Annotated in this window: 24 protein-coding genes; 17 read left to right on the top strand and 7 right to left on the bottom strand. The window is 67.9% G+C overall.

Annotated features, from left to right (window positions below):
* The first annotated feature begins 6 nt into the window (after nt 1-6).
* The 6 genes from VGP60_RS39400 (at nt 7) to VGP60_RS39375 (ending at nt 6,073) form a co-directional block, all read left to right on the top strand.
* Nucleotides 7-879, top strand: coding sequence for a branched-chain amino acid ABC transporter permease (locus tag VGP60_RS39400; RefSeq protein WP_327553325.1), 873 nt, complete (start codon nt 7-9; stop codon nt 877-879).
* Nucleotides 876-2,714 carry a branched-chain amino acid ABC transporter ATP-binding protein/permease gene (locus tag VGP60_RS39395; protein WP_327553324.1) on the top strand — a complete coding sequence of 613 codons (1,839 nt, stop codon included), beginning with the start codon at nt 876-878 and terminating at the stop codon, nt 2,712-2,714. The genes VGP60_RS39400 and VGP60_RS39395 overlap by 4 nt, the downstream gene beginning before the upstream one ends.
* Nucleotides 2,711-3,451, top strand: a complete 741-nt coding sequence (locus tag VGP60_RS39390) for an ABC transporter ATP-binding protein (RefSeq protein WP_327553323.1) — start codon at nt 2,711-2,713, stop codon at nt 3,449-3,451. Before VGP60_RS39395 ends, VGP60_RS39390 begins: the two co-directional genes overlap by 4 nt.
* Complete coding sequence (locus tag VGP60_RS39385; protein ID WP_327553322.1) at nt 3,448-4,242, top strand: HpcH/HpaI aldolase family protein; 795 nt, start codon at nt 3,448-3,450, stop codon at nt 4,240-4,242. The genes VGP60_RS39390 and VGP60_RS39385 overlap by 4 nt, the downstream gene beginning before the upstream one ends.
* The gene (locus VGP60_RS39380) at nt 4,239-5,114 is read left to right on the top strand and encodes an amidohydrolase family protein (RefSeq protein ID WP_327553321.1); all 876 of its coding nucleotides are present in this window, start codon (nt 4,239-4,241) and stop codon (nt 5,112-5,114) included. The genes VGP60_RS39385 and VGP60_RS39380 overlap by 4 nt, the downstream gene beginning before the upstream one ends.
* Before the next feature lie 356 nt (nt 5,115-5,470).
* Nucleotides 5,471-6,073 (top strand): dihydrofolate reductase family protein, encoded by a 603-nt coding sequence (locus VGP60_RS39375; protein ID WP_327553320.1) that lies wholly within the window; start codon nt 5,471-5,473, stop codon nt 6,071-6,073.
* Between the two features lie 30 nt (nt 6,074-6,103).
* Here the strand turns inward: VGP60_RS39375 and VGP60_RS39370 are convergent, their stop codons facing one another.
* Genes VGP60_RS39370 through VGP60_RS39355 form a run of 4 tightly spaced genes read right to left on the bottom strand, consistent with a single transcriptional unit; the run spans nt 6,104 to nt 10,135 of the window.
* A complete protein-coding gene (locus tag VGP60_RS39370; protein WP_327553348.1) occupies nt 6,104-7,303 on the bottom strand; it encodes an amino acid deaminase/aldolase in 1,200 nt (399 codons plus the stop codon).
* A 56-nt stretch (nt 7,304-7,359) separates the two neighbouring features.
* Nucleotides 7,360-8,169: an SDR family NAD(P)-dependent oxidoreductase gene (locus VGP60_RS39365; RefSeq protein WP_327553319.1), complete on the bottom strand. Its 810-nt coding sequence runs from the start codon at nt 8,167-8,169 to the stop codon at nt 7,360-7,362.
* Nucleotides 8,166-9,170: an SMP-30/gluconolactonase/LRE family protein gene (locus tag VGP60_RS39360; protein ID WP_327553318.1), complete on the bottom strand. Its 1,005-nt coding sequence runs from the start codon at nt 9,168-9,170 to the stop codon at nt 8,166-8,168. Before VGP60_RS39360 ends, VGP60_RS39365 begins: the two co-directional genes overlap by 4 nt.
* A gap of 17 nt (nt 9,171-9,187) precedes the next feature.
* Nucleotides 9,188-10,135 (bottom strand): SMP-30/gluconolactonase/LRE family protein, encoded by a 948-nt coding sequence (locus VGP60_RS39355; RefSeq protein WP_327553317.1) that lies wholly within the window; start codon nt 10,133-10,135, stop codon nt 9,188-9,190.
* Between the two features lie 169 nt (nt 10,136-10,304).
* Here VGP60_RS39355 and VGP60_RS39350 point away from each other — a divergent pair, with 169 nt between their 5' ends.
* The 3 genes from VGP60_RS39350 to VGP60_RS39340 are packed head-to-tail and all read left to right on the top strand — an operon-like array spanning nt 10,305 to nt 13,944.
* Entirely contained in the window at nt 10,305-11,843 is a 1,539-nt protein-coding gene (locus VGP60_RS39350) for an aldehyde dehydrogenase family protein (RefSeq protein ID WP_327553316.1), read from the top strand.
* Nucleotides 11,844-11,877: 34 nt separating this feature from the next.
* A complete protein-coding gene (locus tag VGP60_RS39345; protein ID WP_327553315.1) occupies nt 11,878-12,687 on the top strand; it encodes a class II aldolase/adducin family protein in 810 nt (269 codons plus the stop codon).
* 18 nt (nt 12,688-12,705) lie between these two features.
* Nucleotides 12,706-13,944 carry an MFS transporter gene (locus VGP60_RS39340; protein ID WP_327553314.1) on the top strand — a complete coding sequence of 413 codons (1,239 nt, stop codon included), beginning with the start codon at nt 12,706-12,708 and terminating at the stop codon, nt 13,942-13,944.
* Between the two features lie 84 nt (nt 13,945-14,028).
* On the opposite strand, the gene VGP60_RS39335 is transcribed toward VGP60_RS39340, so the two are convergent.
* Entirely contained in the window at nt 14,029-14,628 is a 600-nt protein-coding gene (locus VGP60_RS39335) for a TetR/AcrR family transcriptional regulator (RefSeq protein WP_327553313.1), read from the bottom strand.
* Nucleotides 14,629-15,018: 390 nt separating this feature from the next.
* Entirely contained in the window at nt 15,019-15,612 is a 594-nt protein-coding gene (locus tag VGP60_RS39330) for a TetR/AcrR family transcriptional regulator (RefSeq protein WP_327553312.1), read from the bottom strand.
* A gap of 210 nt (nt 15,613-15,822) precedes the next feature.
* On the opposite strand from VGP60_RS39330, the gene VGP60_RS39325 reads away from it, so the two are divergent.
* The 5 genes from VGP60_RS39325 to VGP60_RS39305 are packed head-to-tail and all read left to right on the top strand — an operon-like array spanning nt 15,823 to nt 24,020.
* Nucleotides 15,823-17,919 carry a hydantoinase/oxoprolinase family protein gene (locus VGP60_RS39325; protein WP_327553311.1) on the top strand — a complete coding sequence of 699 codons (2,097 nt, stop codon included), beginning with the start codon at nt 15,823-15,825 and terminating at the stop codon, nt 17,917-17,919.
* Nucleotides 17,916-20,207, top strand: coding sequence for a hydantoinase B/oxoprolinase family protein (locus VGP60_RS39320; RefSeq protein WP_327553310.1), 2,292 nt, complete (start codon nt 17,916-17,918; stop codon nt 20,205-20,207). Before VGP60_RS39325 ends, VGP60_RS39320 begins: the two co-directional genes overlap by 4 nt.
* An 11-nt stretch (nt 20,208-20,218) precedes the next feature.
* A complete protein-coding gene (locus VGP60_RS39315) occupies nt 20,219-21,874 on the top strand; it encodes an AMP-dependent synthetase/ligase (RefSeq protein ID WP_327553309.1) in 1,656 nt (551 codons plus the stop codon).
* Nucleotides 21,871-22,566: an SDR family NAD(P)-dependent oxidoreductase gene (locus tag VGP60_RS39310; RefSeq protein ID WP_327553308.1), complete on the top strand. Its 696-nt coding sequence runs from the start codon at nt 21,871-21,873 to the stop codon at nt 22,564-22,566. The genes VGP60_RS39315 and VGP60_RS39310 overlap by 4 nt, the downstream gene beginning before the upstream one ends.
* On the top strand, nt 22,563-24,020 hold the full coding sequence (locus VGP60_RS39305; RefSeq protein WP_327553307.1) for an NAD(P)/FAD-dependent oxidoreductase: 1,458 nt from the start codon (nt 22,563-22,565) through the stop codon (nt 24,018-24,020). Before VGP60_RS39310 ends, VGP60_RS39305 begins: the two co-directional genes overlap by 4 nt.
* A 56-nt stretch (nt 24,021-24,076) precedes the next feature.
* Here VGP60_RS39305 and VGP60_RS39300 read toward each other — a convergent pair whose 3' ends face one another.
* Nucleotides 24,077-24,922, bottom strand: coding sequence for an alpha/beta hydrolase (locus VGP60_RS39300; protein WP_327553306.1), 846 nt, complete (start codon nt 24,920-24,922; stop codon nt 24,077-24,079).
* Between the two features lie 103 nt (nt 24,923-25,025).
* Here VGP60_RS39300 and VGP60_RS39295 point away from each other — a divergent pair, with 103 nt between their 5' ends.
* From VGP60_RS39295 to VGP60_RS39285, 3 genes are all read left to right on the top strand, one after another.
* Nucleotides 25,026-25,511 (top strand): hypothetical protein, encoded by a 486-nt coding sequence (locus VGP60_RS39295; protein WP_327553305.1) that lies wholly within the window; start codon nt 25,026-25,028, stop codon nt 25,509-25,511.
* On the top strand, nt 25,508-25,951 hold the full coding sequence (locus tag VGP60_RS39290; protein WP_327553304.1) for a hypothetical protein: 444 nt from the start codon (nt 25,508-25,510) through the stop codon (nt 25,949-25,951). The genes VGP60_RS39295 and VGP60_RS39290 overlap by 4 nt, the downstream gene beginning before the upstream one ends.
* A 46-nt stretch (nt 25,952-25,997) precedes the next feature.
* Nucleotides 25,998-26,824: aromatic ring-hydroxylating oxygenase subunit alpha (locus VGP60_RS39285; RefSeq protein WP_327553303.1), on the top strand; the 827-nt coding region annotated here is incomplete at its 3' end.

The following is a 26,824-nucleotide window of genomic DNA, read 5'->3' as shown; positions in this document are numbered from 1 at the left end:
GTCCTGGTGCAGGGCATCGTATTCGGGATCCTGCTTGGCGGGATCTACGCGCTCGCCTCGTCCGGGCTGACGCTGATCTTCGGCGTCATGCGGATCGTCAACCTGGCGCACGGCGGCCTGCTCATGGCCGCCGCGTTCCTCACCTACTCGCTGTGGCAGGGGACGGGTCTCGACCCGTTTCTCGCGATCCCCGTCGTCGGTGCCGCGCTGTTCGCGGTGGGCTGCGTGCTGCACCACTTCGTGATGCGGTTCGCGGACCGGGGAGGCGACGCGGCGGTGATCATGGCGACCCTGGCGCTGGCGATGATCCTCGAAGGCGTCAACGCACTCGTCTGGGGATCGGAACCGCACAGCGTCACCCCGTCCTACGTCAACTCCTCCCTCCGGATCGGCGAGATCATCCTGCCGACCGTCCAGGTGTACGGCTTCGTCGTCGCCGGTGCGCTCCTGCTCGGGCTCTACCTGCTGCTGAACCGGACCTGGCTGGGCAGGTCGGTCAGGGCGGCCGCGCTCAACCCCTCCGGTGCGGCGCTCACCGGGATCCGGGTGGAGCGGGTCAACCTCGCCACTTACGCGATCGGTGTAGCGCTGACGGGCGCCGCGGGTTCGATCATCGCCGTCCTCGCGCCCTTCACCCCGGACTCCGGCGACCGCTGGATCGGGATCGGCCTCGCCGTGGTCGTACTGGGCGGTATGGGCAGTCTCGCCGGCAGTCTCGCGGGCGCGCTGGTCTTCGGCATCGCGGAAACCCTGACCACCACCTACCTCTCGTCGGCATGGGCGACCGCCGTGCCCTACGTGGTGATCATCCTGGTGCTCCTCGTCCGTCCACAAGGGATTTTCGGTCGCAAGGTCAGAGAGGACACGGTGTCGGCATGAAGGCGATACTTTCCCGCCCACGGGCCTGGATCGTGCTCGCCGGGGTGGCGGCGCTGACCGCGGTGCCACCGCTGGTGGGCGACACCTACTACCAGAACATGCTGATCATGGTCTTCCTGCTCGCGATCATGGCGAGCGGCTGGAACATCATGGGCGGCTACACCGGCTACATCTCGTTGGGACAGAGCGCGTTCCTCGGCGTGGGCGCCTACACCACGGCGCTGTCGGCAGACTGGCTGTCGATCTCGCCCTTCCTGGCGGCACCGCTCGGTGGCGTCACGGCGGGCCTGCTCGCGACACTGCTGGGACTGGCCACCTACCGCACGCGCGGCATCGCGTTCATCATCGTCACCTTCGCCATGCTCGCCCTGCTGGGGGTGGTCGCGCTCAACTGGAGTTCGGTGACCAACGGGAGCCACGGGCTCTCCTTCGACATCCCCACCTGGGACATCGCCTTCGCCAACTGGCCCTTCTACTACCTGCTGCTCCTCCTGCTCGCGCTGACCCTGTTGATGTCGTGGGGGATCCGCTCCACGAGGTTCGGCGTCGGGCTGATGGCGATCCGGGACGACGAGCAGAAGGCGGCCAGCATCGGCATCAACACCCCGGTCTACAAGCTGGCGGGCTTCATCGCGAGCAGCGTGCCCATCGGCATCGCCGGCGGTATCTACGGGTACTACCTGTCGTTCCTGGACCCGCGGGCGATGTTCAGCATCGTCACCAGCATCACGCTGGTGCTCGCCGCATTGCTCGGCGGCGTGGGCACGCTCTGGGGCCCGGTTCTCGGCGCGTTCCTGGTCGAACCGTTCTCGCAGTGGACCAACTACCAGTTCACCGGCCCGGACGCGGGTTCGTGGCGCCTGGTCCTGTTCGGGGGCGTGCTGCTCGTGGTGGTCCTCTTCATGCCGCGCGGCATCATCCCGGAAGTCCAAGCCAGGCTCCGAAAAGTGCGGGCGGCGGGAACGGCCGGGCTGTCCGGGCGCCGACTCGCCACCGTGGCCGAGGGTGGGACTTCCGGTGCGCCGGAGTGGCTGACCCTCGGGTCCAGTTCCACTGTGGACACGAGCAAGCCGCTGCTGGAGGTGAGCGGGGTGGGGAAGAGCTTCGGCGGCCTCCACGTCCTCGATGGGTGTTCGCTGACTGTGGAACGAGGTTCCATCACCGGTCTCATCGGGCCCAACGGTTCGGGCAAGACGACACTGTTCAACATCCTCGACGGCGGCCTCCGGGCCGACACGGGTGGTGTGCTGTTCGACGGGAAGCCGATCGACGGCCTGAACCGGTGGGAACGCAGCCATCGCGGGCTCGGCCGCACGCACCAGCTGACCCGGCTGTTTCCGCGTCTGACGGCACTGGAGAATGTGGTGGCCGGGGTGCGCGGTCTGTCGCTGTCCGGCCTCCGCGCTCCCGCCATGACCGGCGCGGAAGCCGCGAAGGGCCAGGAGCTGCTGGACTTCGTCGGCCTCGGCGACTATCGGGCGCAACCGGTGGGCGGGCTGTCCTACGGCCAGCAGAAGCTGGTCGAGCTCGCCCAGGTCCTCATGCTCGAACCTTCACTGGTCCTGCTCGACGAACCCGCCGGCGGCATCAATCCGACGCAGATCGAGCAGATGGTCGGCCTGATCCGCGAACTCAACCGGGCGGGCACCACGTTCCTGATCGTCGAGCACAACATGCCGATGGTGCTGACCCTCTGCGGATCGGTGCGAGTGCTCGCGGGCGGGCACTGCATCGCCTCGGGCAGCCCGCAGCAGGTGCAGAGCGATCCACTTGTGCTCGATGCGTACCTCGGTGCGGATTTCCGCCCCCTCCAAGGGACGGAGGCGTCATCGTGATCGTTCTCGACGGTGTGTTCGCCGGCTACGGTGGCGGGGATGTGTTGCAGGGCCTCGATCACGAGGTCGAGCCGGGGTCGGTCACCTGCGTCGTGGGCCCCAACGGCGCGGGCAAGTCGACCGTGCTCCGCGCCATCAGCGGCCTGGTGGCGCCCCGCAAGGGCGAGATCCGGCTGGGCGACCGGACCATCTCCGGCCTCCACCCGGCCGAGATCATCTCCGCCGGAGTCGTGCAGGTTCCGCAGCACAACGGGTTGTTCGCCGCCATGACTGTCCGGGAGAACGTGCTCCTCGGCGGTTTCGTGCGGCGGCGGGACACCCGGATGCTGCGCAGACGCTACGACGAACTCGCCGAGACCTTCCCGATCATCGCCGAACGAGGCTCCGAGCCCGCGGGGAACCTCTCCGGCGGGCAGCGGCGCATGATCGAATTCGCCAGAGCCCTGATGCTGCAACCGAAAGTGGTGCTGCTCGACGAACCGTCGCTCGGGCTCGACCCCCGTGCGCTGGCGATGGTGAGCGAGTCGGTCGCGACCATGCGGGAGAGCGGGCTCACCGTTCTGCTCGTGGAGCAGAACGTCCGATTCGGACTGGGCGTCTCCACCCACGGCGTCGTCATGGAAAGCGGCCGGGTGCTGCTGACCGACACGGCCGCGGGCCTGCTCGCGAACCCGGACATCGCCCAGCTTTTCCTCGGCGGCAGCGCGACCCGAACCCCGGACGGAGCGACCACATGACCCGGAACAACCCTTTCCTCGACCGGATCCGCGCGGGGGAGCCGACCCTCATGATGGGGATCCGCACCAGCCGGACCGCGGACGTCCTGCGCATCGCCCGGTCGACCGGGCACCACGCCGTGATGATCGATCTCGAACATTCGGTGATGCCGCTGGAAATGGCCGCCCAGTTGTGCGCCACCGCGGGCGACCTCGGACTGACGCCTTTCGTGCGTGTGCAGGAACGGGCCTACGGCGTGATCGGCCCGCTGCTCGACTGCGGGGCGGCCGGCATAATCGCACCGCGGATCGAAACGGCCGAGGAGGCCCGGACCATCAGCGAGGCGTGCCGGTTCCCGCCCCACGGGCAGCGGTCCCAGCTCGCCATGGTGCCGCAACTCGGCATGCGGCCCACACCCGCACGGGAACTCAACCCGGCGCTGGACGACGCGACGATCGTCAAAGTCCTCCTGGAAACCCCGAAGGGGATCGCGAACGCCGACGAGATCGCGCGCGTCGACGGCGTCGACATCCTCGCCATCGGCGCGAACGACCTCACCGCCGAACTCGGCGTGCCGGGCCAGTACGACCACCCCAGCGTCCGAGAGGCTGTCGCGACTGCCGGGGAAGCCTGTGCCCGCAACGGAAAGCTGCTGATGGTGGGCGGCATCGCGGACCATGCCCTGCTCGAATCCCTGATCCCGCTCGGCGTGTGTTCCCTGTACCTCACGGGCATGGACAGCGATCTGCTCTACACCGCCGCCAAGACCCGAGCCGAGAAATTCCTGCGAGGAAAGACAGAATTGATATGACCCCGAAGTTTGCCGTGACCACTCCCATGCGGGCCGCCGAAACCAATACGGCACCGGTGTTCCAGGTCCCGGAGGGAGCCTGCGACACCCATTTCCACGTCTTCGAACCCGGCTACCCGGCGGTGTCGGACCCGCTCTACACGTTTCCGGACGCCACACTGGACCAGTACCTGCGCCTGACGGAGGTGCTGGGCATCGACCGGATGGTGCTGGTGCAGCCGACTTACTACCGCACCGACAACAGCCTGGCCCTCGACGTGCTCAGGAAAGTGGGGCCCCGGTGCCGCGCGGTCGTCCAAGTCGAAGAGGACATCACCGACGCGGAACTCGACGGTTTCCACGAACTCGGCGTGCGGGGTATCCGGCTCAACCTCTTCGCCCGCGCCGATGAGCCGATCGAGGAGAACATCGCCTACATCCGCCGGATGGCCGCGCGCGCCACACCTCGTGGCTGGCACCTCCAGTTCTACAGCCCCGGCACCGTCGTCCGAGCCCTGCTGCCTTTCCTCGCTGATCTCGAGGACACCGTCGTCATCGACCACATGGGGTACATGCTGGAATCCGACGGGCTGACCGACGAGGACTTCGCACGACTCGTGGCCGTGGTCGAAAACGGGAACTGCTGGATCAAGCTCTCCGGCCCGTACCGGGTCGCGAAGGACAAGCCACTCGCCTCCGTCACACCGCTGGCCCGGGCACTGGTCGCGGCACGGCCGGACCGGCTGGTGTGGGGTTCGGACTGGCCGCATCTGCCGGATGGGCAGCGCGACACCGGTGAACTGCTGAACCTTCTGCCGGACTGGGCCGGGGATCCCCAAGTCCTGCACCAGATCCTGGTCGACGGCCCGAACCAGTTGTTCTTCACCGATTGACGGACCGCGGTGAAGAGCTCGCCCCGGCTCGACTTGGGCAGGTGGCTCGTGAGTGGCTACGAGTGTTAGAACACTCGTAGCCACTCACGAGCCACCCACCCAGCGGAAACGCCCGACAGGAACCCCCTTCGCTCCCGAACGACGACGCCACATTTGACCTTCTCATCAATTCGGTGCCACAGGGCGCTTTCGTCGGATAGGCGTCCCGTATACGCCGAGGCCGATCTTGATGGTCGGCATTAGACGCCGTGAATCCAATGGCTCATGCTGATGTGTACCGGGCAAGCGGACCGAACCCGTTGCTGCCCGCGGCTCATCGGATCAGCCGATGGGCAAGCACATCTGCGGAGGCACGCATGAGCAGGGTCACCTGCAATCTTTCCATCTCGGCCGACGGTTATTCGGCTGGGCCCAACCAGACCGAGAAGCGCCCGTTCGGCGACGACGGCGGCGACGGCTGGGGCGACAGGCTGCACGCCTGGATGTTCGACAACCCCGAGGAGAACCGGCCCGAGCTCGACCAGATGACGGATGCACGGGCATACCTCATGGGGCGGAACATGTTTGGCCCAGTGCGTGGCGAGTGGGATCGGCAGTGGAAGGGCTGGTGGGGTGACAATCCGCCGTTCCACGCCGCGGTCTTCGTGCTCACCCACCACCCGCGCGACCCGCAGCCGATGGACGGCGGCACCACGTACCACTTCGTCACCGACGGAATCGAGTCGGCACTGGCCCAGGCGCGCGAGGCGGCCGGGGACGGCGATGTCTCGATCCAGGGCGGCGCGAGCACCATCAACCAGTATCTCGCCGCCGGCTTGATCGACGAGCTGCGGCTGCACATCGTGCCGCTCACGCTCGGCGCCGGCACCCGGCTGTTCGACGGTGTCCCGCCCCTGAATCTCGAGCAGGTGGCTTCGCGGGCGGCGAGCTCGGTCACACACGTCACCTATCGCTGCTGACCCATCGCTGTGAGGGTCAGGCGGTTCCGGTCACAGGAAGTACTTCCCTTCGCCGCGGTAGGTCGGCACGGCTTCGACCACGCGGTCGCCCTGTACCAGGTGCAGGACGTCGACGCGTTCGCACAGCTCGCCGGCTTTGGCGTGGCGGAACCAGACGCGGTCGCCGATGACGAGATCCGCCGCCGCGGCACCGCTCACCGGTGTCTGCACCTCACCGGCCGCCTCGGTCGGCGAGTACCGAAGGCCTCGCGGCCAGGCGATCGTGGGCAAGCGGTCGTTGCCGGGCGGGCCCGAAGCGACCCACCCGCCGCCGAGGACGGTCGCTATCTCCGGCGAGGGCCGTCGCACCACCGAAAGCACGAAGAACGCTGAGGGATACGGGTGGAAGGCGCGGTAGTGGTCGAAGAGGCCTGGTGCGTAGAGACCGGACCCCGCGGTCAACTCGGTGACAGCCTCCTCCGCTGACGTCAGCTCGAGGCTGCCGGTGCCGCCACCGTTGACGAACTCCAGCGGCGCCACCGCTTCGACGGCGTCGACGATCGCGGCCCGTCGTTGTTTGAGGTCGTCGGCGGACATCCGTTGCATGGCACGGAGTACCCCGCGTTTGACCGGCAGTCCGGGCTGGTTGTCACCGAGACCGGCGATCTGGCCTTCGTACGCCATCAGTCCGACCAACTCGAAGCCCACCCGTGCCACCACAGCCCGGGCCAGCTGGACCGCCTGGCGGGGGGAGTGGACCGGCGAACGCCGCGGGCCGAGATGCACCCGGCCGCCGGCCAGTTCCAGCGCGGCGTCGAGGTCGATACAGATCCGGATCGGCGGACGGGCCGGCCCCACCGCGGCGTCGACGAAGTCGAGGTGCTCGGTCGAGTCGATCATCAAGGTGACCCGGGAAGCCAGCCGCTCGTCCGCGGCGAGCAAGCGCAACGACGCGACGTCCGCGGTGGGGTAGCCGATCACGACGTCCTCGTGCTCCTCAGCGAGCCAGAGTGCCTCGGCGAGGGTGAACGCGAGGATTCCCTGGAAGGACTCGCGCTCGAGCGCCCGCCTGATCAGTGCGCGTGACCGCACAGACTTGCTGGCCAGCCGGATGGGTTTGTCACCTGCCCGGCGAGTGAGGTCGGCGGCGTTGACGTCGAACGCGTCGAGGTCCACGGCCGCGAACGGCGGCTCCAGATGCGCGGTCGCGGCCTGTAGGGCTTCGAACCGCAGGGCGCCGGCCTGGGTCATCACGGCGGGCTCGGCGCGCGCCCCGGACCCCGGGGCCGGCGAAATCGGGTGAGCGGTCATCGGGTGCGGTGTCCTTCCAGTTTCGCCCGGCGTTTGTGGCCGGTGTTCTCGATATGAGGGATCACCCAACGCATGAGCTGAGGGAAGACGCCGGCGACCCGCTGGAAGCGACCGGCCCATGCGGGAAAGACGACTTCGACCGGCTTCTTGGTGATCGCGTCGACGATCACCGCGGCCACGTCGTCGGCGGAGTGGGACTTCTCGGCGAACGCGATCACCGAGCTGGGGTCGGCCAGTTCCTGGTCGAGCATCGGCGTACGGGTCGACGGCGGGTGAATGATGCTGAAGGTGACCGGCCCGCCACGCTCCTCCATCGCGATGCTGTGGTGGAACGCCCGCATCCCGTGCTTGGTCCCGCTGTAGGTGGCATATCCGCTCAGCGGCAGGAACGACGTCATGCTGCAGACGTTGACGATGTGGCCCCGGCCCTGCGCGGACATGCGCGGTAGCGCGGTGAGCACACCGGTCATGGTGCCCAGCAGGTTGACCTCGACGATGTCGCGGTGCTCGGCCAAGGACAGGTCGCGGGCGTTGCCCGTGTGGATGATGCCGGCGTTGTTGACGAGGACGTCTACCGAGCCGAAATGGTCCACAGTGGACTTGTAGGCGGCTTCCCACTGCGCGGGGTCACGGACGTCGAGCCGTACGGAACTCGCGGCGCTCCCGAGTTCCTCGGCCAGCACCGCCGCGGCCGGGCCGTCGATATCGGCGAGCATCACCCGGTAGCCCCGGCCGACCGCGGCCCGGGCGGTCGCCGCGCCGATCCCACGGGCCGCGCCCGTCAGGAACACGACCTGGCCGGTCACGCCGACCACTCTCCTGGTGTTGTCATAGCGGTTCCTTCCTTTTCGGGTGACAGTCGGCGGCGTTCGATCCGGCCGCCGCGCGTTTGCGCCGACTGCACCGGATCCAGCGTCGGAACCGTGGCGACGAACAGTGTCCGGCCGTCCTCACCGCCCAGGACGCAGCTGAGGGTGTGCGCGCTGGTGGTGACCCGCTCCAGCAGCTGACCGCCTGGGCCGATCCGGACGCATTCGCCGCGCAGGGAGTCGGCGACCCACAGCGTCCCGTCGGCGTTCGCGGCGATGTCGTCCGGCGCGATCGGCGACCGGGCCAACGCGGAGAACCGCGGGCGCTCCAGCAATGCGGACAGCCGGCGCGTGAGTGCTCCTACGAGCCCACCGCTGATGACCGCGCGCCACAGCCGCGGCGAGATCGTCGACGCCCACGGCCGTGGATCCACCAGCAGGCCGTCGGAGGTGACCGTGAATGAGGTGAGGCGGAAGGCGAGTGTCTCGGCGACCACCAGCGTCCGTTCGTCGATGAACGTGCACCCGTTGGGGAAGATGAGTGGTGCGCTCAGCCCGATCAGTGTCCCGTCGGGTGCCAGACAGGCGATCGGGGTCGGCGGCGGGCCTGGCGGGCGGTAGAGGAAGGAGTGCGCCCGGTCTCTGGTCCTGGCCTCGTAGTCGAAGCCGTAGTTGCCAACGTAAGCCCGGCCCCGGGCGTCGGTGATCATGTCGTTGAGCGCCCCGCCCGCGACGTCACGCAGATCGGCGTGGACTCGCAATGAACCGTCGTGTTCTTGGCGGTAGACACGGTTTTCGACCGCCGAGACGATCAGCATCCGGCCGTCCGGAAGCCAGCCGAGGCCACCGGCGCCGGGGATGTCGGCCACTTTGTGCGCGCCGGTCGAGGTGTCCCATCGGTGCACGGTGCCGGCGGCGATGTCGGAAAACCACAGTGCGCCGTCGTGCCAGCGCAGGGCCTGCGGGATGCCGAGTTCGGCGACGAGGGTCTCGGTCATCGGACCCGGCGGCCGGGTCACAGTGCGTACATCTCGATGCGGCCGCCGTTGAGCGCGCCGGCACGGACGGGGTCGTCGGTGGGCACTGTGCCCGCGTAGAGGTTCCCGCCGGCTTCCAGGCAGCTGAGTGTGTGCTGGCTGGTCGCGACCCGGCCGAGTACTTCACCGCCTGCTGCGATCCGGACGCATTCGCCGCGCAGGGCGTTGGCGACCCAGATGGTGCCGCCCGCGCCGAGTGAGATGCCGTCTGGTGCGATCGGCGAGCTGGACCGCTTGGCGATCGCGGGGTGGTCCAGCAATGACGAGACCCGCCGGGTGATCCGGCCGATCAGTCCGGGGTGGGTGACCGCGCGCCACAGTCGCGGCGGGATCAGCGACGCCCATGGCCGAGGGTTCACCAGGCGGCCGTCGGCGAGCACGGTGAACGCCGTGAGCCGCATACCCAGTGTCTCGGCGACGACGAAGGCGCCGCCGGTGAAGACCGCGCCGTTCGGGAACAGCAGGGGGTCGGTGAGTCCCAGTAGGTCACCGTCGGCGTCGAAACACGCGATCGGCGCGCCGGTGGGTCCGGGTGGGGCGTAGAGCATCGAGTTCGGCTGCTCGCGGATGAAGGCGTGGTAGTCGAACCCGAAGTTGCCGACGTAGGCCCGTCCTCGGTCGTCCACGGCCATGTCGTTGACCGGGCCGCCGGCGATGGCGCCCAAGTCCGCGTGCACGACGAGCGAGCCGTCCGGCTCCTGCCGGTAGACGCAATGCCCGTCCATCGACACGACGAGCATCCGGCCGTCGGGAAGCCAGCCGAGACCGCCCGCGCGGCCGGGCACCGACAGCACCGTCTCGGCCTTCCCGGAGCCGTCCCAGCGGTGCACGGTGCCGTGCGCGAGGTCGCAGAACCACAGCGCGTTTTCGTGCCATCGCAAGGATTCCGGCACGCCGAAGCCGTCGAGGACGATATCTGCTCGCATGGCCACGCGGATCTCCCCGGGGTTGTGCGTGAGGTGGCGGCGGACGTGCCGGCCGTTCCGAGCATGACGGCCCGGCGAACAGTAAGTCAATAGTCTAAGACGCTTGACTTGTACAACTGACCAACTCATGATGAAGAAAGTTCACGTCCCGTCCCGCAGGGAGATCCGCATGGCCATCCGGAGCATCACCGAACCCACCCTCGACGCGGCCGTGGCCGCCATCGCGGTCGACAACCCGGCCACCGGCGCTCCCATCACCGATGTCCCCACGACGAGCCCCGACGGGGTCCGCGCCGCCGTCGCCGCCGCTCGCAAAGCCCAGCCTCGGTGGCAGGCACTGGGATTCCGACGGCGACGCGCCCTTTTCCACACCAGCCAGCAGTGGTTCCTCGACAACCGGCAGCGCGTCCTTGACTCCATCGTCGCGGAGAACGGCAAAGCCGAAGAAGAAGCCGTGGTCGAGTTCATCTACTGCGTCAGCGCCTTCTCGTTCTGGTCGCGCCGCGCCAAGGGCTTTCTCAAGGACCGCTCCGTCCGCTCGGCCTCACCGTTCGTCTTCGGCCGTGGCATGCACACTCGCCGCGCTCCTCTGGGCGTGATCGGCGTCATCGGGCCGTGGAACAACCCGCTCATCAACTCCTTCGGAGACGCGATTCCCGCCCTCGCGGCAGGCAACGCCGTCGTGCTCAAACCCTCCGAGCAAACACCGCTGACCGCGTTGCTCATGCTCGAAATGGCCCGCGACTGCGGCTACCCCGACGACGTGTTCCAGGTCGTCACCGGCGCCGCGGCCACGGGCGAAGCACTCATCGACGAAGCCGACTTCGTGATGTTCACCGGTTCGACCCGCACCGGCCGCCGAGTCGCCGCCCGTGCCGCGGAACGCCTGATCCCCAGCTCACTGGAGCTCGGCGGCAAGGACGCGCTCATCGTGCTGGCCGACGCGCCACTGGAGCGCGCGGTCAACGTCGCCGTGCACGGCGCGCTGTTCAACGGTGGCCAGACCTGCACCTCCGTCGAGCGGGTCTACGTCGAAGCCGGGATCTACGACCGGTTCCTTACCGCGGTCGCCCAGCGGGTCGGTGAGATCCGCGCGGGGGTCCCGGCCGGGCTCGGCAGTGTCGACGTCGGCGCGATGACGTTCCCGCCACAGCTCGACATCGTCGACGACCACGTGCGTGACGCGGTCGCCCGCGGAGCCCGTGTGCTGGCCGGAGGCAAGCGGGGCGAAGGTCCCGGACGGTTCTACGAACCGACCCTGCTCGTCGACGTCGACCACTCGATGAAGTGCATGCGCGAGGAGACCTTCGGCCCGACACTGCCGATCATGAAGGTCCGCGACGCCGAAGAGGCCGTCCGGCTGGTCAACGACAGCGAATACGGGCTGCAGGCCTCGATCATCACCGGCGACGCCCACCGCGGACGCCGGCTCGCCGCACGGCTGGAGGCCGGGGCTGTGACGGTCAACGACGCGCAGTCGAACTACCTGGCGCTCGGGCTGCCCATGGGCGGCTGGAAGAACTCCGGGCTCGGGGTGCGCCACGGCGCCGAGGGCATCCGCAAGTACACCAAGCTCCAGTCCATTTCGGTCAACTCCCACCCGACGCGCCGCGACCCGCACATGATGCCGTTCGAGCCGTCGTCGTACCGCTTGATCCTGAAGCTCGTCGGCTTTCTCTACGGACGCTACAAGGCGCGCCGCTCCTGACTTCTCGCCGAAAATCCACAATGGAGGAACTCGCATGACCATGGCACCCACCGCGGCACAGCAAGCCAGCGTCGGCCCGCTGCCCGAGGGAATCACCCTCCCGCTGCCACAGCAAGGTCTGAGCGTCGAGGACGAAAGAACGGTCCGCAAACAAGAACTCGCCGCGGCCTTCCGCGTCTTCGGCAAATTCGGCTTCTCCGAAGGAGTCGCCGGGCACATCACCGCCAGGGATCCGGGTAACCCCGAGCAGTTCTGGGTCAACCCCTTCGGCATGGCCTTCAGTCAGGTCAAGGTCTCCGACCTCATCCTCGTCGACCACGACGGCACCGTCGTCGAAGGCCGCCGCCCGGTCAACCGCGCCGCCTTCGTCATCCACTCCCAGGTCCACCAGGCTCGGCCCGAAGTGGTCGCCGCCGCGCACACGCATTCGCTCAACGGCAAGGCGTTCTCCACCCTCGGCATCAAACTCGACCCGATCACGCAAGACTCGTGTGCCTTCTTCGAGGACCACGGCCTCTACGACGACTACGTCGGCGTGGTCAACGACGTCGAAGAAGGACGTCGGATCGGACTCGCCCTCGGCGCGCACAAAGCGGTGATCCTGCAGAACCACGGACTGCTCACGGTCGGGCAGTCGGTGGCGGAGGCCGCCTGGTACTTCCTCACCATGGAGCGATCGTGTCAGGCCCAGCTGCTCGCGATGGCCGCCGGCACGCCGAAGCTGATCGACGACGAGACCGCGCGCACCGTCCGCGGCCAGATCTCCGGCGCCCTGCCCGGCTGGTTCCAGTTCCGGCCGCTATGGGACCAGATCATCCAGGACGAGCCCGGTCTCTTCGACTGACCAGGGCGGGAGTCCACAATGGACGTTTCCGGGCCGATCGCGGTCACTGCCGAACCTGCCGTCCCGGTCTCACGAGGCTGGACTAGCCGGTTCACCCTGGTGTGGTTCGGCTTCTGGATGGCCCAGCTGCTGCCGATCCAACTCTTGCTGCCCTCCACGCTCAGCCGGCTGGACCCGGTGCACAAGGTCCGCGACTTCGGTCTGCTCAACGGGACGTCCGCCCTCGTCGCCCTGCTCACCTTGCCCGTATGCGGGGCCCTGTGCGACCGCACGCGGGCGCGGTTCGGCCGCCGTCGCGTGTGGACAGCGGGCGGACTCTCGTTGTGCGCGCTCGGGCTCGTCGTCACCGGAGCGCATACGACACCGCTCGGCGTGTGCCTGGCCTGGCTCCTCGTCGTACTCGGGGTCAGCGCCGCGACCGCCGGGCTGACCGCGGCGGTCGCGGACCAGGTGCCCGACCGGCAGCGCGGGATGATCTCCGGTGCCATCTACGCCCCGCAGGCGTTGGGTGTGGTGGCAGGGGTGGCCGTGGTCAGCGCGGTCGCGATGACGGACTCCGTCACCTACCTGCTGCTGGCCGCGGTGCTGCTCGCCTGCTCGCTCCCGTTCGTCCTGCGGTTCCGTGACACCGGCTCCGCGCCCGGGCCGCCGGTCACCCTCCGGTCGATCCTCGGCGGCATTTGGCTCAGTCCGAAGGAGAACCCCGACTTCGCCTGGGCATTTTCCAGCCGGATCCTGGTCAACCTCGGCAACGGCTTCGGCACGTGCTACCTGCTCTACTTCCTCACCGACGACGTGCAGGTATCCGATCCGGAAAGTGCGCTGCTGATCCTGACCGTGATCTACCTCGCCGGAATGGTGCTCACGTCGGTCACCGGCGGGATCGTGTCCGACCGGCTGGCGCGGCGCCGTGTGTTCGTCGCGGCGGCCTCGGTCCTGCAGGCGATCGCGGGACTCCTCCTCGCGTTCTTCCCCACGCTCGGCATGGCCATGGTCGGCGCGGCGTTCCTCGGCTCGGGTTACGGCGTCTACATGTCCGTCGACCAGGCACTGGTGACCCAGGTGCTTCCCGACGCCCGCAACCGCGCCAAGGACCTCGGCATCATGAACGTCGGTTCCGTGGTGCCCCAAGCACTCGCCCCGCTCCTGGCGAGCCTGATCATCACGTTCTCGGGCTATCCCGCGCTCTACCTGGCCACCGGCCTGACCACGCTGCTCGGCGCGGTCATGGTCTACCGCGTCCGCTGCGTCCGCTGACCCTTTGGAGGGCACCATGTCGACAAGTACGGTCGACGGACTCCCGCTCCTGGCCGACCTGTCCGCCGAAGGCTGGGGCGCACATCACCTAGGCGGATGCCGTGGACGGGAGTTCTGGCTGAGGTAGTCCGCGAGGAGATCGAGCACATCGGTGCTTTGCTCACTCTCCTTGTCCACCACCCAGCAGAGCGTGAGTCCGTCGAGCAGAGCGTTCACATAGCGGGCCAGGATCGGGACCGGGACCGTCCACTCGATACCGGCGGCGTCCGCCGCCGCTTCCAGGAACTCCGCATGGGCCGCGAGGTAATTCGAGTACTGCAGCCGCGCCACGCCCTCCAGCCCCGGGTTCCGCAGGGCGTACTGGGTGAGCTCGTAGCCGATCAGGTTCTCGCCGGGATTCGCCTCGACTCCGTGCCAAAACACGTGCAGGCTCTGCCGGATCCCGGCCCGCAGGCCACAGTCGCTCGTGAACACCTCGCGCGCGGCCGCGATGGTGCGGTCCGTGATCGTGGTGGTGACCCGCTGGAGCAGCTGCTCACGAGAGTCGAAGCAATAGTGGAACACCCCGAGGGTCATGTCGGCCTCGGCGACGATCGCCCTCGTGGTCGCCTTGGCCACGCCGTCACGCGCCATGACTCGGATGGCCGCCTCGACGAGTTCTTCCCGCCGGTCGTCCACTGCCATCCGAGCCATTGCATTCTCCGATCGAAACGGGTCACGTACTGGATACAGCTTATCGTCCCGCCCCTTGACGAGGCACACCTCGTGACCGGAATCGCTCAGCTATAAAAACGTCAGGCCATTGTCGGCACCAATTCCGGAATTGGAAACCATTCATCCGTGTCGCGCAAATCAAGCAGTTCGCGAAATCACTTTCGTTCCGGGCAAGGCCGGTCGGGGTGTGGTGGGCGACCCGGCTTGGGTGGGTGGCTCGTGAGTGGCAACAAGTGTTAGAACACTCGTAGCCACTCACGACCCCACCCAAGCCGAGCCCTGCCACGCCACCGCTCTGAGGATGTCTCACAGGGCGCGTTGGTGTCACTCAGGTTCAGGACATCGTGGTCTGCCGAACGGTCAGGAAAGCAGCTTGTCGATCATCGTCACGTACCGCTGCACGACATCGTTCATGCTGAGCGCGCCGGAGTGGCTGAACCACGAGCGCACGCCGTTGAGCATGTCGAGGATCGCCATGGTCGCCAGGTCGACGTCGTCGACGGTGAACTCGCCGGTGTCGCGGCCTTCCTTGATCGCCGACTTGACCGCGTCGTGGTAGTCCCATTGCAGCTGGATCAGGGGCCGGAGCTGGGCCTCGTCGAGCACGTTGCGGAACTGGGTGAACCGCAGCAGTTCCGGCCGCCGCTCGTCGGTGATCTCCAGGTGCATCCGGGTCGCCTCGCGGACGCGCTCGGTCGCGGACAGGGCGGGGTCGCGGAGCACGGGGATGATGGCCGCGTTGAAGTTGACCATGAACCGGTGCAGGACGGCCCGCAGGATCTCCTGCTTGTTCGTGTAATGGTGATACAGCGTCGACGACGAGATGCCGATGGTCTCCGCGAGATCGCGGATCGAGGTGGCGTCGTAGCCGCGGTCGTAGAACAACCGTGCGGCGCCGGTGAGGATCTCCTCGGCCACGCTCGGCCCGCCGTCGAGTGACAGTTTGCGTGCCATCGGAAGCCTCCTCACCCAGGTCCGGTGTGTCCGGTCCGCACACTCAAGCACACGGCGGCGTCCTGGTTTCGCGCCCATCGTAGCTGATGTCGATCGAATGATCGGCATAGTGACTTCGGTGTCTTGACGGCAACGAATACGCATGCTTATGGTGTCGATCGAGCGATCGACACGGTCTCGATCGACACTGCCCTCAACCAGGGAGGCCCGATGTACTACATCGGAGTGGACATCGGTGGCACGTTCACCGACTGCGTTGCGATCACCGGACAAGGTGAGCATTTCACCGCGAAAGCCCTGTCCACCAAGGAAGATCCCGTCGAAGGCGTGCTCGCCGCGCTGGCGCTGACGGCCGGAGCCGCGGGGACCGACTCCAGCACGCTGCTCGCCGGAGCCGCCCGGTTCGGGCACGGCACGACCATCGGCACCAACGCGGTGCTGGAGCGCCGCGGCGCCCGCGTCGGCCTGGTGGCCACCGCCGGGCACGGCGACGCGCTGAAGCTCATGCGTGGTCACGGCCGCGTCGCGGGCAGGCCCATCGAGCAGGTCTACTCCGTGCACGGCAGCCGGTTGCCGGACCCGCTGATCGTCCCCGGTGCGGTCCTCGAAGTACACGAACGGGTTGATTCCGCAGGCAAGGTCGTCGTCGGACTCGACGTCGAGGCGGCGGCCGCCGCGCTGGCGGCGTTCATCACGGAGTACGAGCTGGACTCGGTGGCCATCGCGCTGCTGTGGTCGTTCGCCAACCCCTCACACGAGCGGACACTGGCCGCGGTACTGGCCGAACGACATCCCGCGGTGTTCGTTTCATCCTCCGTGGACGTCTCGCCGCGGCTCGGCGAGTTCGAACGGACCGTCGCGACCGTGATCAACGGCTACGTCGGCCCGGCGTGCTCCCGTTACCTGGACAAGCTCGCCGGGCAGCTGCGCGAAGGCGGGGCCGGCACGCCGATGCTGGTGATGCAGTCCAACGGCGGCGTGCTCCCGGTGTCCGCGGCGGGCAAGACCTCCCTCGGCACCATCGATTCCGGTCCTGCCGGCGGCCTGACTGGAGTGGCCGCGCTCGCCGGGGTCTACGGGCACGAGAACGTGGTCGCGACCGACTTGGGCGGGACGTCGTTCGACATCGGGCTGGTCGCGGGCGGGCGCCCGATGGTGACCGACGAGAACGTGATCGACCAGTACACCTACCGCCTCCCGCATCTCGACGTGCGCACGGTCGCCTGCGGCGGCGGCACCATCGCGCGGTTCGACGAGGCGACCGGCGCGCTGCGGGTCGGCCCGGAGAGCGCGGGGTCCGAACCCGGTCCCGCCTGTTACGGGCGCGGCGGCACCGAACCGACGGTGACCGACGCCGACGTCGTGCTCGGCCTGCTGCGGCCGGAATCGTTCCTGGAAGGCCGGATGCCGCTGGACCTCGAAGCGGCCCGCGCGGCTGTCGGGCGCCTGGCGGACCGGCTCGGGCTCCCCGTCGAGGAGACCGCGGCGGGCATCATCGAGATCAACAACATGCGCGCCGCGTCCCTTATCCGGCAACAGACCCTCGAACGCGGCCACGATCCCCGCGATTTCGTGCTGTACGCGTACGGCGGCGCCGGGCCGGTACACGCCTTCGGGTACGCCGCCGAGATCGGCGTGCGGGAAGTGGTGGTACCGCTGGGAAACGGCGCCTCGACACTCTCGGCGTTCGGCATCGCCTCCGGCGACATCGTGCACTACCGCGAACTCGAACGGTCCCTGCTCGCGCCCTTCGACAACGCCGCACTCGTCGACGCCGTCACGGAGGTCTCGGCGGCGGCGCGCGGTGAACTCACCGAGGCGGCAGGAGCGGGCGAGATCCACGTCGAAGTCGAGGCACTGATGCGCTTCCGCGAGCAGCTCATGCACAGTCTCGAGGTCACCGTGGCGCTCCCGGCCGGGCCGGACAGCTCGAACGCGCTGCTCAGCGCATTCGAGACCGAGTACAAGCGGCGTTACGGCGCCGGCGGGACATCGTTGTTCCAGGCGGTCGAGGTCTTCGCCCTGCGCGCCCGCGCCAGTGTCACCGCGGAGATCCCGCCTCCGCGCGTCACGGTCCGGCCAGCGGGGAAAACGACCCCGGTCGACAGCTGCGAGGTCTTCTGGCCGGATGCCCGCAAGAGCCTGCCCACCGACGTCTACCTCGGCGACGCGCTCGGCACCGGCGTCACCCTGACCGGCCCGGCGCTGGTCGAACTCGCGCACACCACCATCGCCGTGCCTCCCGGCGCGTCGCTGTCCACCGGCACCAACGGCGAAATCCGGCTGCACCTGGAGGAGTCCCGATGACCACCACCGAAGAGATCGTCTGGGACGGCGTACGGCGCGGCTACATCCCCAGCGAGACGCTGAAACTGCCGGTGTCACCGCCGCTGCACACCACGACCACCGACGAGGTCGACCCGGTGACCTTCGAGGTCATCCGCTACTCGTTGCTGAACGCCAACCTCGAACACGGTGAGACCCTGCAGCGCCTGTGCGTCTCGCCGGTCACCATGCTGACCCGCGACTTCCAGCCCTCCATCACCACCGCGGCCGGCGACCTGGTGTTCCTCGGACCGTACCTGCAGTACTTCTCCAACGCGCAATCCCTGACCATCAAATGGATCCTGGAGAACCGCGGCGAGGATCCGGGCATCGAGCCAGGGGACATGTTCGTCTCCAACGACCCGTTCGTCGGGACCCCGCACCAGCCCGACACCATCGTCGCCGCGCCGGTGTTCGCCGGCGACGAACTGTTCTGCTGGGTGGCGAACGTCCTGCACCACACCGACGTCGGCGGCTCGGTGATGGGCAGCTTCTGCGTCGACGCGACGGACAGCTTCACCGACCCGCCGTCGTTCCCGCCGTTCAAGCTCGTCAGCGGCGGCACGATCCGCACCGACCTCGAGCAGTTGTTCCTGCGCCAGTCCCGGGTCCCGACCAACGTCCACATGGACCTGCGGGCCGCGGTCTCGGCGAACCTGGTCGCGGTGGGGAAGGTCGAAGCGCTCGTCGCGCGCTATGGCGCGGACACAGTCAAGGCGGTGATGAACCGGGTGCTCGACGCCGGGGAACGCACCTTCGCCGACCGCCTGCGCAAGGTCCCGGACGGCACGTGGACCCACCGGATGTACGCCGAAGCGGCCCACACCGGCGACAACGGCGTCTACGCCTATCAGCTCACCGTGCGGAAAGAAGGCGCGGACCTCTACGTCGACAACGCCGGTACCGACCCGCAGACCGGGTCGATCAACGTCACCTACGCCGGGCTCGCGGGCGCCTTCCTCGCCGCGCTCACCGGTGCGATGACCGCGGACCTGGCCGGCGCGTACGGCGGCGTCTACCGGCGGGTGCATTTCGAACCGGTGCCGGGAACCCTGTCGTGCGCGGATTTCCCCGCCGCGGTCAGCCCATCGGGGATCTACACGATGGAAACGCTGATCAGCCTGTCCGGCGCGGTGCTGTCGAAGATGTTGTCCTGCGCGGAACCAGAGGTCCGGCGCCTCGCGATCGGCCCGTCCCAGCCCGCTTTCTACGGCTTCATCAGCGGCGGCGTGACACCTGCGGGTCAGCAGTTCATCGCGACCAACGCCGACAACATGATCGGCGGGCTGTCGGCGAACCCGGACAGTGACGGGGTCGACTTCGGCGGGCACTTCTGGATCCCGGAAGGCACCGCCAGCAATATCGAAGAGCTGGAACTGCTGTGGCCCAACCTGTTCCTGTACCGGCGTGCGCTGCCCGCCGGGGCCGACGGCGCCGGGGAGTTCCGCGGCGGCCGCGGGTTCGTCGAAGCGGCGATCCCGTGGTCGGTACCGGGCATGGCGGCGGCGGTCTACCTGGACGAGTCGTTCCCGAAGACCGTCGGGCCGTTCGGCGGAAACCCCGGCACGGTAGGACATTTCCGGCTCAAGCACGGCAGTGACGTGCTCGCGAGCTTCGGACAAGGCCGAGTGCCGCAGGACTTCGCCATGCTCGACGGGACCGAACAGCCGATCGACGCCAAGGGCCCGATGCTGATGATGGGCGCGGACGCGGTCTGGGAATGGACCGGAGCCAACGGCGTCGGCTACGGGGACCCGCTGGCCAGGGCTCCGCGGCGAGTCCTCGCGGACGTCATTTCCGGCGCGCTCGCCGCGTCGCTCGCCTATCGCGTTTACGGTGTGGTGATCGAGGGATCCATTGTGGACTCGGAGGCGACCGGGGCGCGGCGGCGGGTTCTGCTCGAGGAACGCCTCTCGGACGCCACCGCTCCGGCGGAAGCACGGGGAAAGGCCGCCTCGGACGCAGTTCTGCGTGTCCTGTCGGGAGAACTCGCCGTGCTGGAGGAGAACGGGCGGCCGGTCGCGTTCGTCTCGACGACCGGCCGGGCGGTGCTCGGACCGGTGCCGGGCAACTACAAGGACGGCTGCGCGGTCCGGGAACGCCTGGTCCATGAGGTCGCGCCGGAGTACGCCACGCGGGAAGGCCGGGCGGGCCGGGAGATCCTCTACCGTGAATACCTGTGCCCGCTGACCGGGCGCCGGATCGACTCCGAAATCCTCCGGGCCGGGGACGCCCCGCTCCACGACATCCAGCTCACTCCCGGCGCGTGAAAATGGCGGACATGGACAGCAACCCCCTGGCGCATCTGGATGATTCCTCCACCCTCTGCGCCGCGTTCCAGGCCACCGCCGCCGAGCGCCCGCACGAGGTCGCTCTGCGCACCCCCGGCGACGTCGTGCGCCTGACCTGGGCCGAGTCCGCCGAAGAAGTACAAAAGCTGGCGGGAGGCTTGGCGGGGCTGGGTGTCGGCGCGGGGGACACGGTCGCGCTGCTGCTGCGCAACCGCCCGGAGTTCAACCTGGTCGACACCGCCGCGATCCACCTCGGCGCGGTGCCGTGGTCGATCTACGCGACCTCGTCGGCGGTGCAGATCCGGTTCGTGCTCGCCGGGGCCAGGAGCCGGGTGGTGGTCTGCGAGCGCGACTTCCTCGCCAGGGTCAAGGAATCGCTCGACGGGACGAGTGTCGAGCACGTGGTCGTCGTCGATGAGCTGGACGCGCTTCCGGCCGCCCCGGCGGGCTTCGACTTCGCTGCGACCTGGCAGGCCGTGCGCGCGGACTGGCCGTTGACGATCATCTGGACTTCCGGCACCACCGGGGAGCCCAAACCGGTGGAACTGACCCACTCCGCGATGTGCTCGATGCTGCGGGCGTACACCACGGTCACCGGCCTCGGCCGCGGCGGGCGCGGGACGTCGTATCTGCCGGCGGCGCATATCGCGGACCGCTGGACCGCGCACTACTGGTGGATGATGCTCGGTTTCGAGGTCACCTGTGTCGCCGACGGCTCGAAGATCATGCAGGTGCTGCCGGGGATCCGCCCGACGGTCTGGGGTTCCGTGCCCCGGGTGTTCGAAAAGCTGCGGGCGGCTTTGGAAGCGCAGGGCGTCACCGATCCGGCGGCGTTGAGCGCGGAGGAGACGGCCGCGATCCGGGAAAAGCTCGGACTCGGGGAAGTGCGGTTCCTGATCGTCGGCGCGGCGCCGCTTCCCGCCGAAACCCTGCAGTACTTCAGCGACCTCGGGCTGCCGCTGTCGGAGGTGTGGGGCATGTCGGAGACCTGCGGGCTCTTGACGTCGAACCCGCCGCAAGACCGGCGGTTCGGCACCGTCGGCCCGCCGCTGCCCGGCGTCGAACTCCGTATCGCCGCGGACGGCGAGGTGCTCGCCCGTGGCCCACAGGTCATGCGCGGCTACCGCAACAACCCGGAGCTGACCGCGGAAACCCTCGCCGACGGCTGGCTGCACACCGGGGACATCGGCAGTCTCGACGCCGACGGCTATCTGACCATTGTGGACCGTAAGAAGGAGATCATCATCAACGCGGCCGGGAAGAACATGTCCCCGGTCGCCATCGAGAACGCGCTGAAAACCGCGGGCACGCTCATCGGGCAGGCCTGCGTGCTCGGCGACCGGCGGCCGTACAACGTGGCGCTGCTCATCGTCGATCCCGAAGCCGCGAGCGCCTGGGCCGCGGCACACGGGCGGGCGGGGGAGGCGTATGCGTCGACAGTTACTGATCTTTTGCTGCGCGAGGCTGTGGCACAGGAGGTTTCCGTTGCCAACGCCCGGCTTTCGCATGTCGAACAGGTCCGGCGCTGGCAGCTGATGGACGCCGAATGGCTGCCCGACGGCGACGAGCTGACCGCGACCATGAAGCTGAAACGGCGGCCCATCAGCGAAAAGCACGCCGCCACGATCGAAAGGCTGTATCTGTGAACACGCGTACCGCGTTGGTCACCGGCGCCGGTGGTGGCATCGGCTCGGCGATCGTCGAGCGGCTGCGTGCCGGGGGGATGAAGGTCATCACCCTCGACATCAGCGGGCCGTGCGACCTCCGGCTGGACATCAGGACCGACCCGCTGCCCGGGGAGGTGTTCGGCACCATCGACGTCTGTGTGTCGAACGCGGGGATCGTCGACACGGTCGCACCCGCTCACCGCATGACCTCCGAGCAGTGGTCTCGGGACATCGACGTCAACCTGACCGGGGCGTTCCGGGTGATCCAGGCGTGTCTGCCGGGGATGCGGGAGCGGAAGTGGGGGAGGATCGTCGCGATTTCCAGCTTGGCCGGGCACGCGGGGGCCTCCGGACAGGTGGCTTACGCCGCGTCCAAGGCCGGGCTGCACGGGATGATGCGGACGGTGGCGATCGAGAACACCCGGCACGGGATCACCGCGAACTGTGTCCTGCCCGGGATGGTGGCCACGCCGAAGGTGCTGGGGATGCCTGACGAGGTCCGGCAACGGGTGCTGGGGTCGATTCCGGCGGGGCGGTTCGCTGAGCCGGGGGAGATCGCCGGGCTGGCGGCGTTCCTGGCCGGTGAGGGAGCCGGATATGTCACCGCGCAGGAGATCGAGATCGACGGCGGACTCGGGTTGAGCCAGCTTTCGCTGGGGCGTCCTCAGTGAGCGAGCAGGTCGACGTCCTGATCATCGGGGCGGGGTTCAGCGGGCTGTGTGTCGCGCGGGGGTTGGTGAAGCGCAAGGGATTTACCTTCAAGATCCTCGAGCGCGCGGCGGATGTGGGAGGTACCTGGCGGGACAACACGTATCCCGGGTGTGCGTGCGACATTCCTTCGCCGTTGTACTCTTTTTCCTTCGCGCAGAACACCAAGTGGACCCGGCTGTTCGCGCGGCAACCGGAAATTCTCGACTATCTGCGCGATTTCGCGCGGCGGCACGGGGTGCTCGAGCATATTCGCTTCGGTGAGCAGGTGGACGGGGCGCAGTGGGACGAGTCCTCGCGTACCTGGTCTGTGAGTACTGTCAGTGGGCAGACGTATACGTGCCGGTTCCTGGTGTCGGCGATCGGGGCGTTGCACGTGCCGTCGATCCCCGATCTCGCCGGGATCGAGCGGTTTCAGGGCGACACCATGCATTCCGCGGAGTGGAACCATGAGCTCGATCTGAAGGGCAAGCGCGTCGCGGTGATCGGGACCGGCGCGAGTGCGATCCAGTTCGTGCCGGAGATCGTGGGCGAGGTCGAGCATCTGACGTTGTTCCAGCGGACACCCAGCTGGATCGTGCCCAAGTCCGATCGGCCGTTCACGGATTCGCACCGGCGGTTGCGAGGGTTTTCGCCTTATCGGTGGTACGCGCGGGAGCGGTTGTTCTGGATTCACGAGTCCCGGCGCAAGGGGTTCACCGGCGGGGACACGGGGATGGCGGAAACCGAGCGGCTGGCTCGGTCCTTGTTGAAGCGGCAGGTCGCCGATCCGGAGTTGCGGGCGAAGTTGACACCGGATTACGCGATCGGCTGCAAACGATTGTTGATCACCAGTAATTATTATCCGGCGGTGACGCGGGACAATGTGACAGTGGAGACGTCGTCAGTCCGAGAGGTTCACGATCGCTCCGTGGTGACGGGGGACGGGAATGAGCATCCGGTGGATGTGCTGATCTACGGGACCGGATTCGACACCCAGCACGGGTTGGCCTCGGTGCCCGTGGTGGGACGTGATGGCGTCAAGCTGGCTGATCGGTGGGACGGTGGGATGGAGGCCTATCTGGGGACCACTGTTTCCGGGTTTCCCAACTACTTCGTTATGATGGGGCCCAATTCCGGGCTCGGACACAATTCGCAGGTGTTCATGATCGAGGCCCAGGCCCGGTATGTGCTCAGTTGCCTGAGGCGGATGCGTCGGCGGAGGGTTCGGGCGATCGAAGTCAAGGTGGAGGTGGAGCGGCGGTTCAACGGATGGTTGCAGGGGGCTTTGGCTGGGTCTGTGTGGCAGACCGGGGGATGCCGGAGCTGGTATCAGCATTCGGGAAGCGGGCGTAATACTTTGCTGTGGCCTTCTTCCACGGTCAATTTCTGGTGGCGGACCCGGCGGATGAGGTTCGGGGATTACGTTCGGAGTTGAGCTGTGCGATGTCGACAGACCGGGCGCGCGTCAAGCTTTCCGAGCGACATCCGCGGTCACTGCTGGTCGAGGAAACCGGTCACTACGGCGTGGTAGTCGTAGGGCCGCTCCTCCTGGAGGTGGTGTGACGCTCGGTCCATCACGTAGAGGTGTCCGTGCTCGATCATCCGAGCCAACATCAGCGGATAGTCCGGGCTGAGAAATGCGTCGTACATGCCCCAGGCGAACAGAACGGGAGCTTTGATCATGCCGAGCTCGGCGGTCAGGTCCTGCCAGTCGCCGCGCGGGTTGTCCGACGCCGCGGCCAGCGCCATCTCTTCGGGATCGAGGCTCTGCTGATAGCGCATGTCGAGGGTTTCCTCGGGGAGCCGGTCGCCGTCGAACCACTCGAGCCGGGTGATCAGTTGCCGCATCTTCTCCCGGGTCGGCCCCTCGCCGCCGTAGTAGAGGTCACGGGCGTTGCGGCCACGCCGGGCGCCTTCTGGCAGCGGAGCGAGCGGACCATAGAACACCGGCATGCTTCCGGTGACGACCAGCGAGCGCACCCGATCCGGATATTTGGCGGCCAGATTCAACGCGATCGTGCCACCCCACGAGTTGCAGATGAAGTCGGCGCGATCGATGCCGAGTTCGTCCAGTAGCGCAACCATCTTGGCGGCGTGGAAGTCCCACATCGGGCCCTCGATAGTGCCTTTGTCCGACAGGCCGTACTGCGGGATGTCGACCAGGATCGCGCGGCGATCCTGCGCGAACAACGGCGCGACCGGCCCGAAGTCAGACCAGGCGGTGCACCCGGGGCCGCCTCCGTGCAGAAACACTGTGGGGAAGCCCGCACCCAGGTCATGGAAGTGGTACTTCACGCCGTCCGCGGTGGCGTACAAGCTGTCCGGTCGAGGTGTCATAGGCACACCTGACCGCATCGCGGGCGGGTGAGGGAAGGAGTGCGGTCCGCTGGGCAGTCCGGATCCGTGGCCGGGTGCACCGTCCGGCACCTACGTTCGATCGATGAGAACCGAGCTGCGTACAGCGCAGGAGCGGGCGGGACGGTTGATCGGCGCTGTCGATCGGCGTCGCCTCGGCCGGGTGCGCGCCGACGAGTCGATCGCCTTCGCCCGGGCGTGCGCGGAGGGCGACCCCCGGTTCCTCGATGCCGCCCACCCCGCCTTCGCGGTGCACCCGATGTACCTGCCCAGCCTGCTGCGCGGCCCCTTCGGTGCGCGGGACACCGAATACCGTGACGACGGCATGTTCGCCGACGAGGTGCCTGGCACCTCCGGTCTCGACGTGCGGCTGATGGCGGGTGGCCAGCACATCGTCTTCCGCAATCCACCACCGCTCGGCGAGGAGATCGAGGTCAGCCGCGTGATCGCCGAGGTCGAGCGCAAGGGGCGGCCGGAGTCGCCATTCCTGCTGATCACCGTCGTCAAGTCCTATCGCGCCGCCGTGGCGGGCGAGCTGGCCACCGTGACCGAACGGTTCATCGTCCGGTGACGACCTCGATCGGCGTCGGTGATGCCGTCGGATCCGTTGTGCTGCAGACGGATCCGGTCCGCGTGCTGCGCTTCGGGGCCGCCACCCACAATGCGCACCGGATCCACTACGACACCGCGTACGCGAACACCGAAGGTCTTACCGATCGGGTCGTGATGGCACAACTGCACGGTGCGTTGTTCTTCCGCGCGGCGGCCCGGTTCGCGGGCAGCGCGGATGGCGTGCTCGGCGTCGGGTGGCGCAATCGGGCGCCCGCGTACGTCGGCTGCGTGCTGACCGTCACCGGATCGGTGCGGGCGATGCACAGCGATCGGATCGAGCTCGAACTCGTCGAGCACAGCGACGACGGCACTGTCTGCGCAGTCGGCGAGGCCGTGGTCGCGAGGAAATGCGCGTTCGGTCTGCCGAGCGAACCGAATCCGTTGGAGAGCAGCGGGTAGCAGCGCAGGATCTGTGTACCGAAAAGATTTCTCGAGAGGACTTCAGATGACTGGTGCCGAGGCATCGGAGGCCACCATGTCGCTCCCGGAGCGACCACGTGCTGCCGGTCGGCAGGATTGGACCGCGTGGCCCCGATACGACGAGGCAGGCAGCGGCTACCGGGGGTACTGGTATCCGGTGACCTGGTCGAGCCACATCACCAAGGATCCCAAGAGTTACACCGTCTGCGGCGAGAAGCTGGCGATCATCCGGGACGACGGCAAGGCCTATGCGCTGCACGACCGTTGCCCGCACCGCGGTGTCCCGCTGTCGGAGGGCGACCAGCAGTTCCCGGGAACGGTCAGCTGTCCCTACCACGGGTGGACCTTCCGGCTGACCGACGGCAAACTGGCCGCGGTCATCACCGACGGCCCGGACTCGAAGATCTGCGGCAAGCTGTCGGTGCAGACCTATCCGGTGCGGGAGCGGCTCGGCCTGGTCTGGGTGTACATCCCGATCGGGAGTGAGCCGGCCCCGCCGATCGACGAGCAACTCCCGCGGGAACTGGTCGAGAACGAGGGCATCGTCGGCGGCCGCATCCAGCGCCGCGGCGGCAACTGGCGTTTCGCGTGTGAGAACGGTTTTGACGAGGGGCACGCGAAATACCTGCACCGGACGTCGCTGTGGCGGCTGTTCAAGCCGATGTCCACCTGGAACATCACCAGAATCGTGCCCGCTGGGCGCTGGATCTACCGGGTGCAGGACGAGGTGTACTGGGAGGCCGATTTCCCCGGTGTCGGCAAGTGGACCAACAAGCGCTGGTGGAAGAAGAAGCCCGACGAGGGAAAGATCTCGCAGATCGGCAATACCGGCGCGGGGCTGACGGTGAATCC

The sequence above is a fragment of the Amycolatopsis sp. genome, assembly GCF_036008905.1.
Taxonomy (GTDB): domain Bacteria; phylum Actinomycetota; class Actinomycetes; order Mycobacteriales; family Pseudonocardiaceae; genus Amycolatopsis.
Note: the sequence above shows the minus strand (reverse complement) of the source record. Positions and strands in the feature narration are given on the sequence as shown.

Bases quoted from the DNA above. Each gene is read 5' to 3' on its own strand.
- VGP60_RS39295 (WP_327553305.1), top strand. From the start codon at position 25,026: ATGAGAACCGAGCTGCGTACAGCGCAGGAGCGGGCGGGACGGTTGATC.
- VGP60_RS39320 (WP_327553310.1), top strand. From the start codon at position 17,916: ATGACCACCACCGAAGAGATCGTCTGGGACGGCGTACGGCGCGGCTAC.
- VGP60_RS39380 (WP_327553321.1), top strand. From the start codon at position 4,239: ATGACCCCGAAGTTTGCCGTGACCACTCCCATGCGGGCCGCCGAAACC.
- VGP60_RS39315 (WP_327553309.1), top strand. From the start codon at position 20,219: ATGGACAGCAACCCCCTGGCGCATCTGGATGATTCCTCCACCCTCTGC.
- VGP60_RS39340 (WP_327553314.1), top strand. From the start codon at position 12,706: ATGGACGTTTCCGGGCCGATCGCGGTCACTGCCGAACCTGCCGTCCCG.
- VGP60_RS39395 (WP_327553324.1), top strand. From the start codon at position 876: ATGAAGGCGATACTTTCCCGCCCACGGGCCTGGATCGTGCTCGCCGGG.
- VGP60_RS39350 (WP_327553316.1), top strand. From the start codon at position 10,305: ATGGCCATCCGGAGCATCACCGAACCCACCCTCGACGCGGCCGTGGCC.
- VGP60_RS39370 (WP_327553348.1), bottom strand. From the start codon at position 7,303: ATGACCCAGGCCGGCGCCCTGCGGTTCGAAGCCCTACAGGCCGCGACC.
- VGP60_RS39385 (WP_327553322.1), top strand. From the start codon at position 3,448: ATGACCCGGAACAACCCTTTCCTCGACCGGATCCGCGCGGGGGAGCCG.
- VGP60_RS39375 (WP_327553320.1), top strand. From the start codon at position 5,471: ATGAGCAGGGTCACCTGCAATCTTTCCATCTCGGCCGACGGTTATTCG.
- VGP60_RS39360 (WP_327553318.1), bottom strand. From the start codon at position 9,170: ATGACCGAGACCCTCGTCGCCGAACTCGGCATCCCGCAGGCCCTGCGC.
- VGP60_RS39325 (WP_327553311.1), top strand. From the start codon at position 15,823: ATGTACTACATCGGAGTGGACATCGGTGGCACGTTCACCGACTGCGTT.
- VGP60_RS39330 (WP_327553312.1), bottom strand. From the start codon at position 15,612: ATGGCACGCAAACTGTCACTCGACGGCGGGCCGAGCGTGGCCGAGGAG.
- VGP60_RS39345 (WP_327553315.1), top strand. From the start codon at position 11,878: ATGACCATGGCACCCACCGCGGCACAGCAAGCCAGCGTCGGCCCGCTG.
- VGP60_RS39300 (WP_327553306.1), bottom strand. From the start codon at position 24,922: ATGACACCTCGACCGGACAGCTTGTACGCCACCGCGGACGGCGTGAAG.
- VGP60_RS39335 (WP_327553313.1), bottom strand. From the start codon at position 14,628: ATGGCAGTGGACGACCGGCGGGAAGAACTCGTCGAGGCGGCCATCCGA.
- VGP60_RS39355 (WP_327553317.1), bottom strand. From the start codon at position 10,135: ATGCGAGCAGATATCGTCCTCGACGGCTTCGGCGTGCCGGAATCCTTG.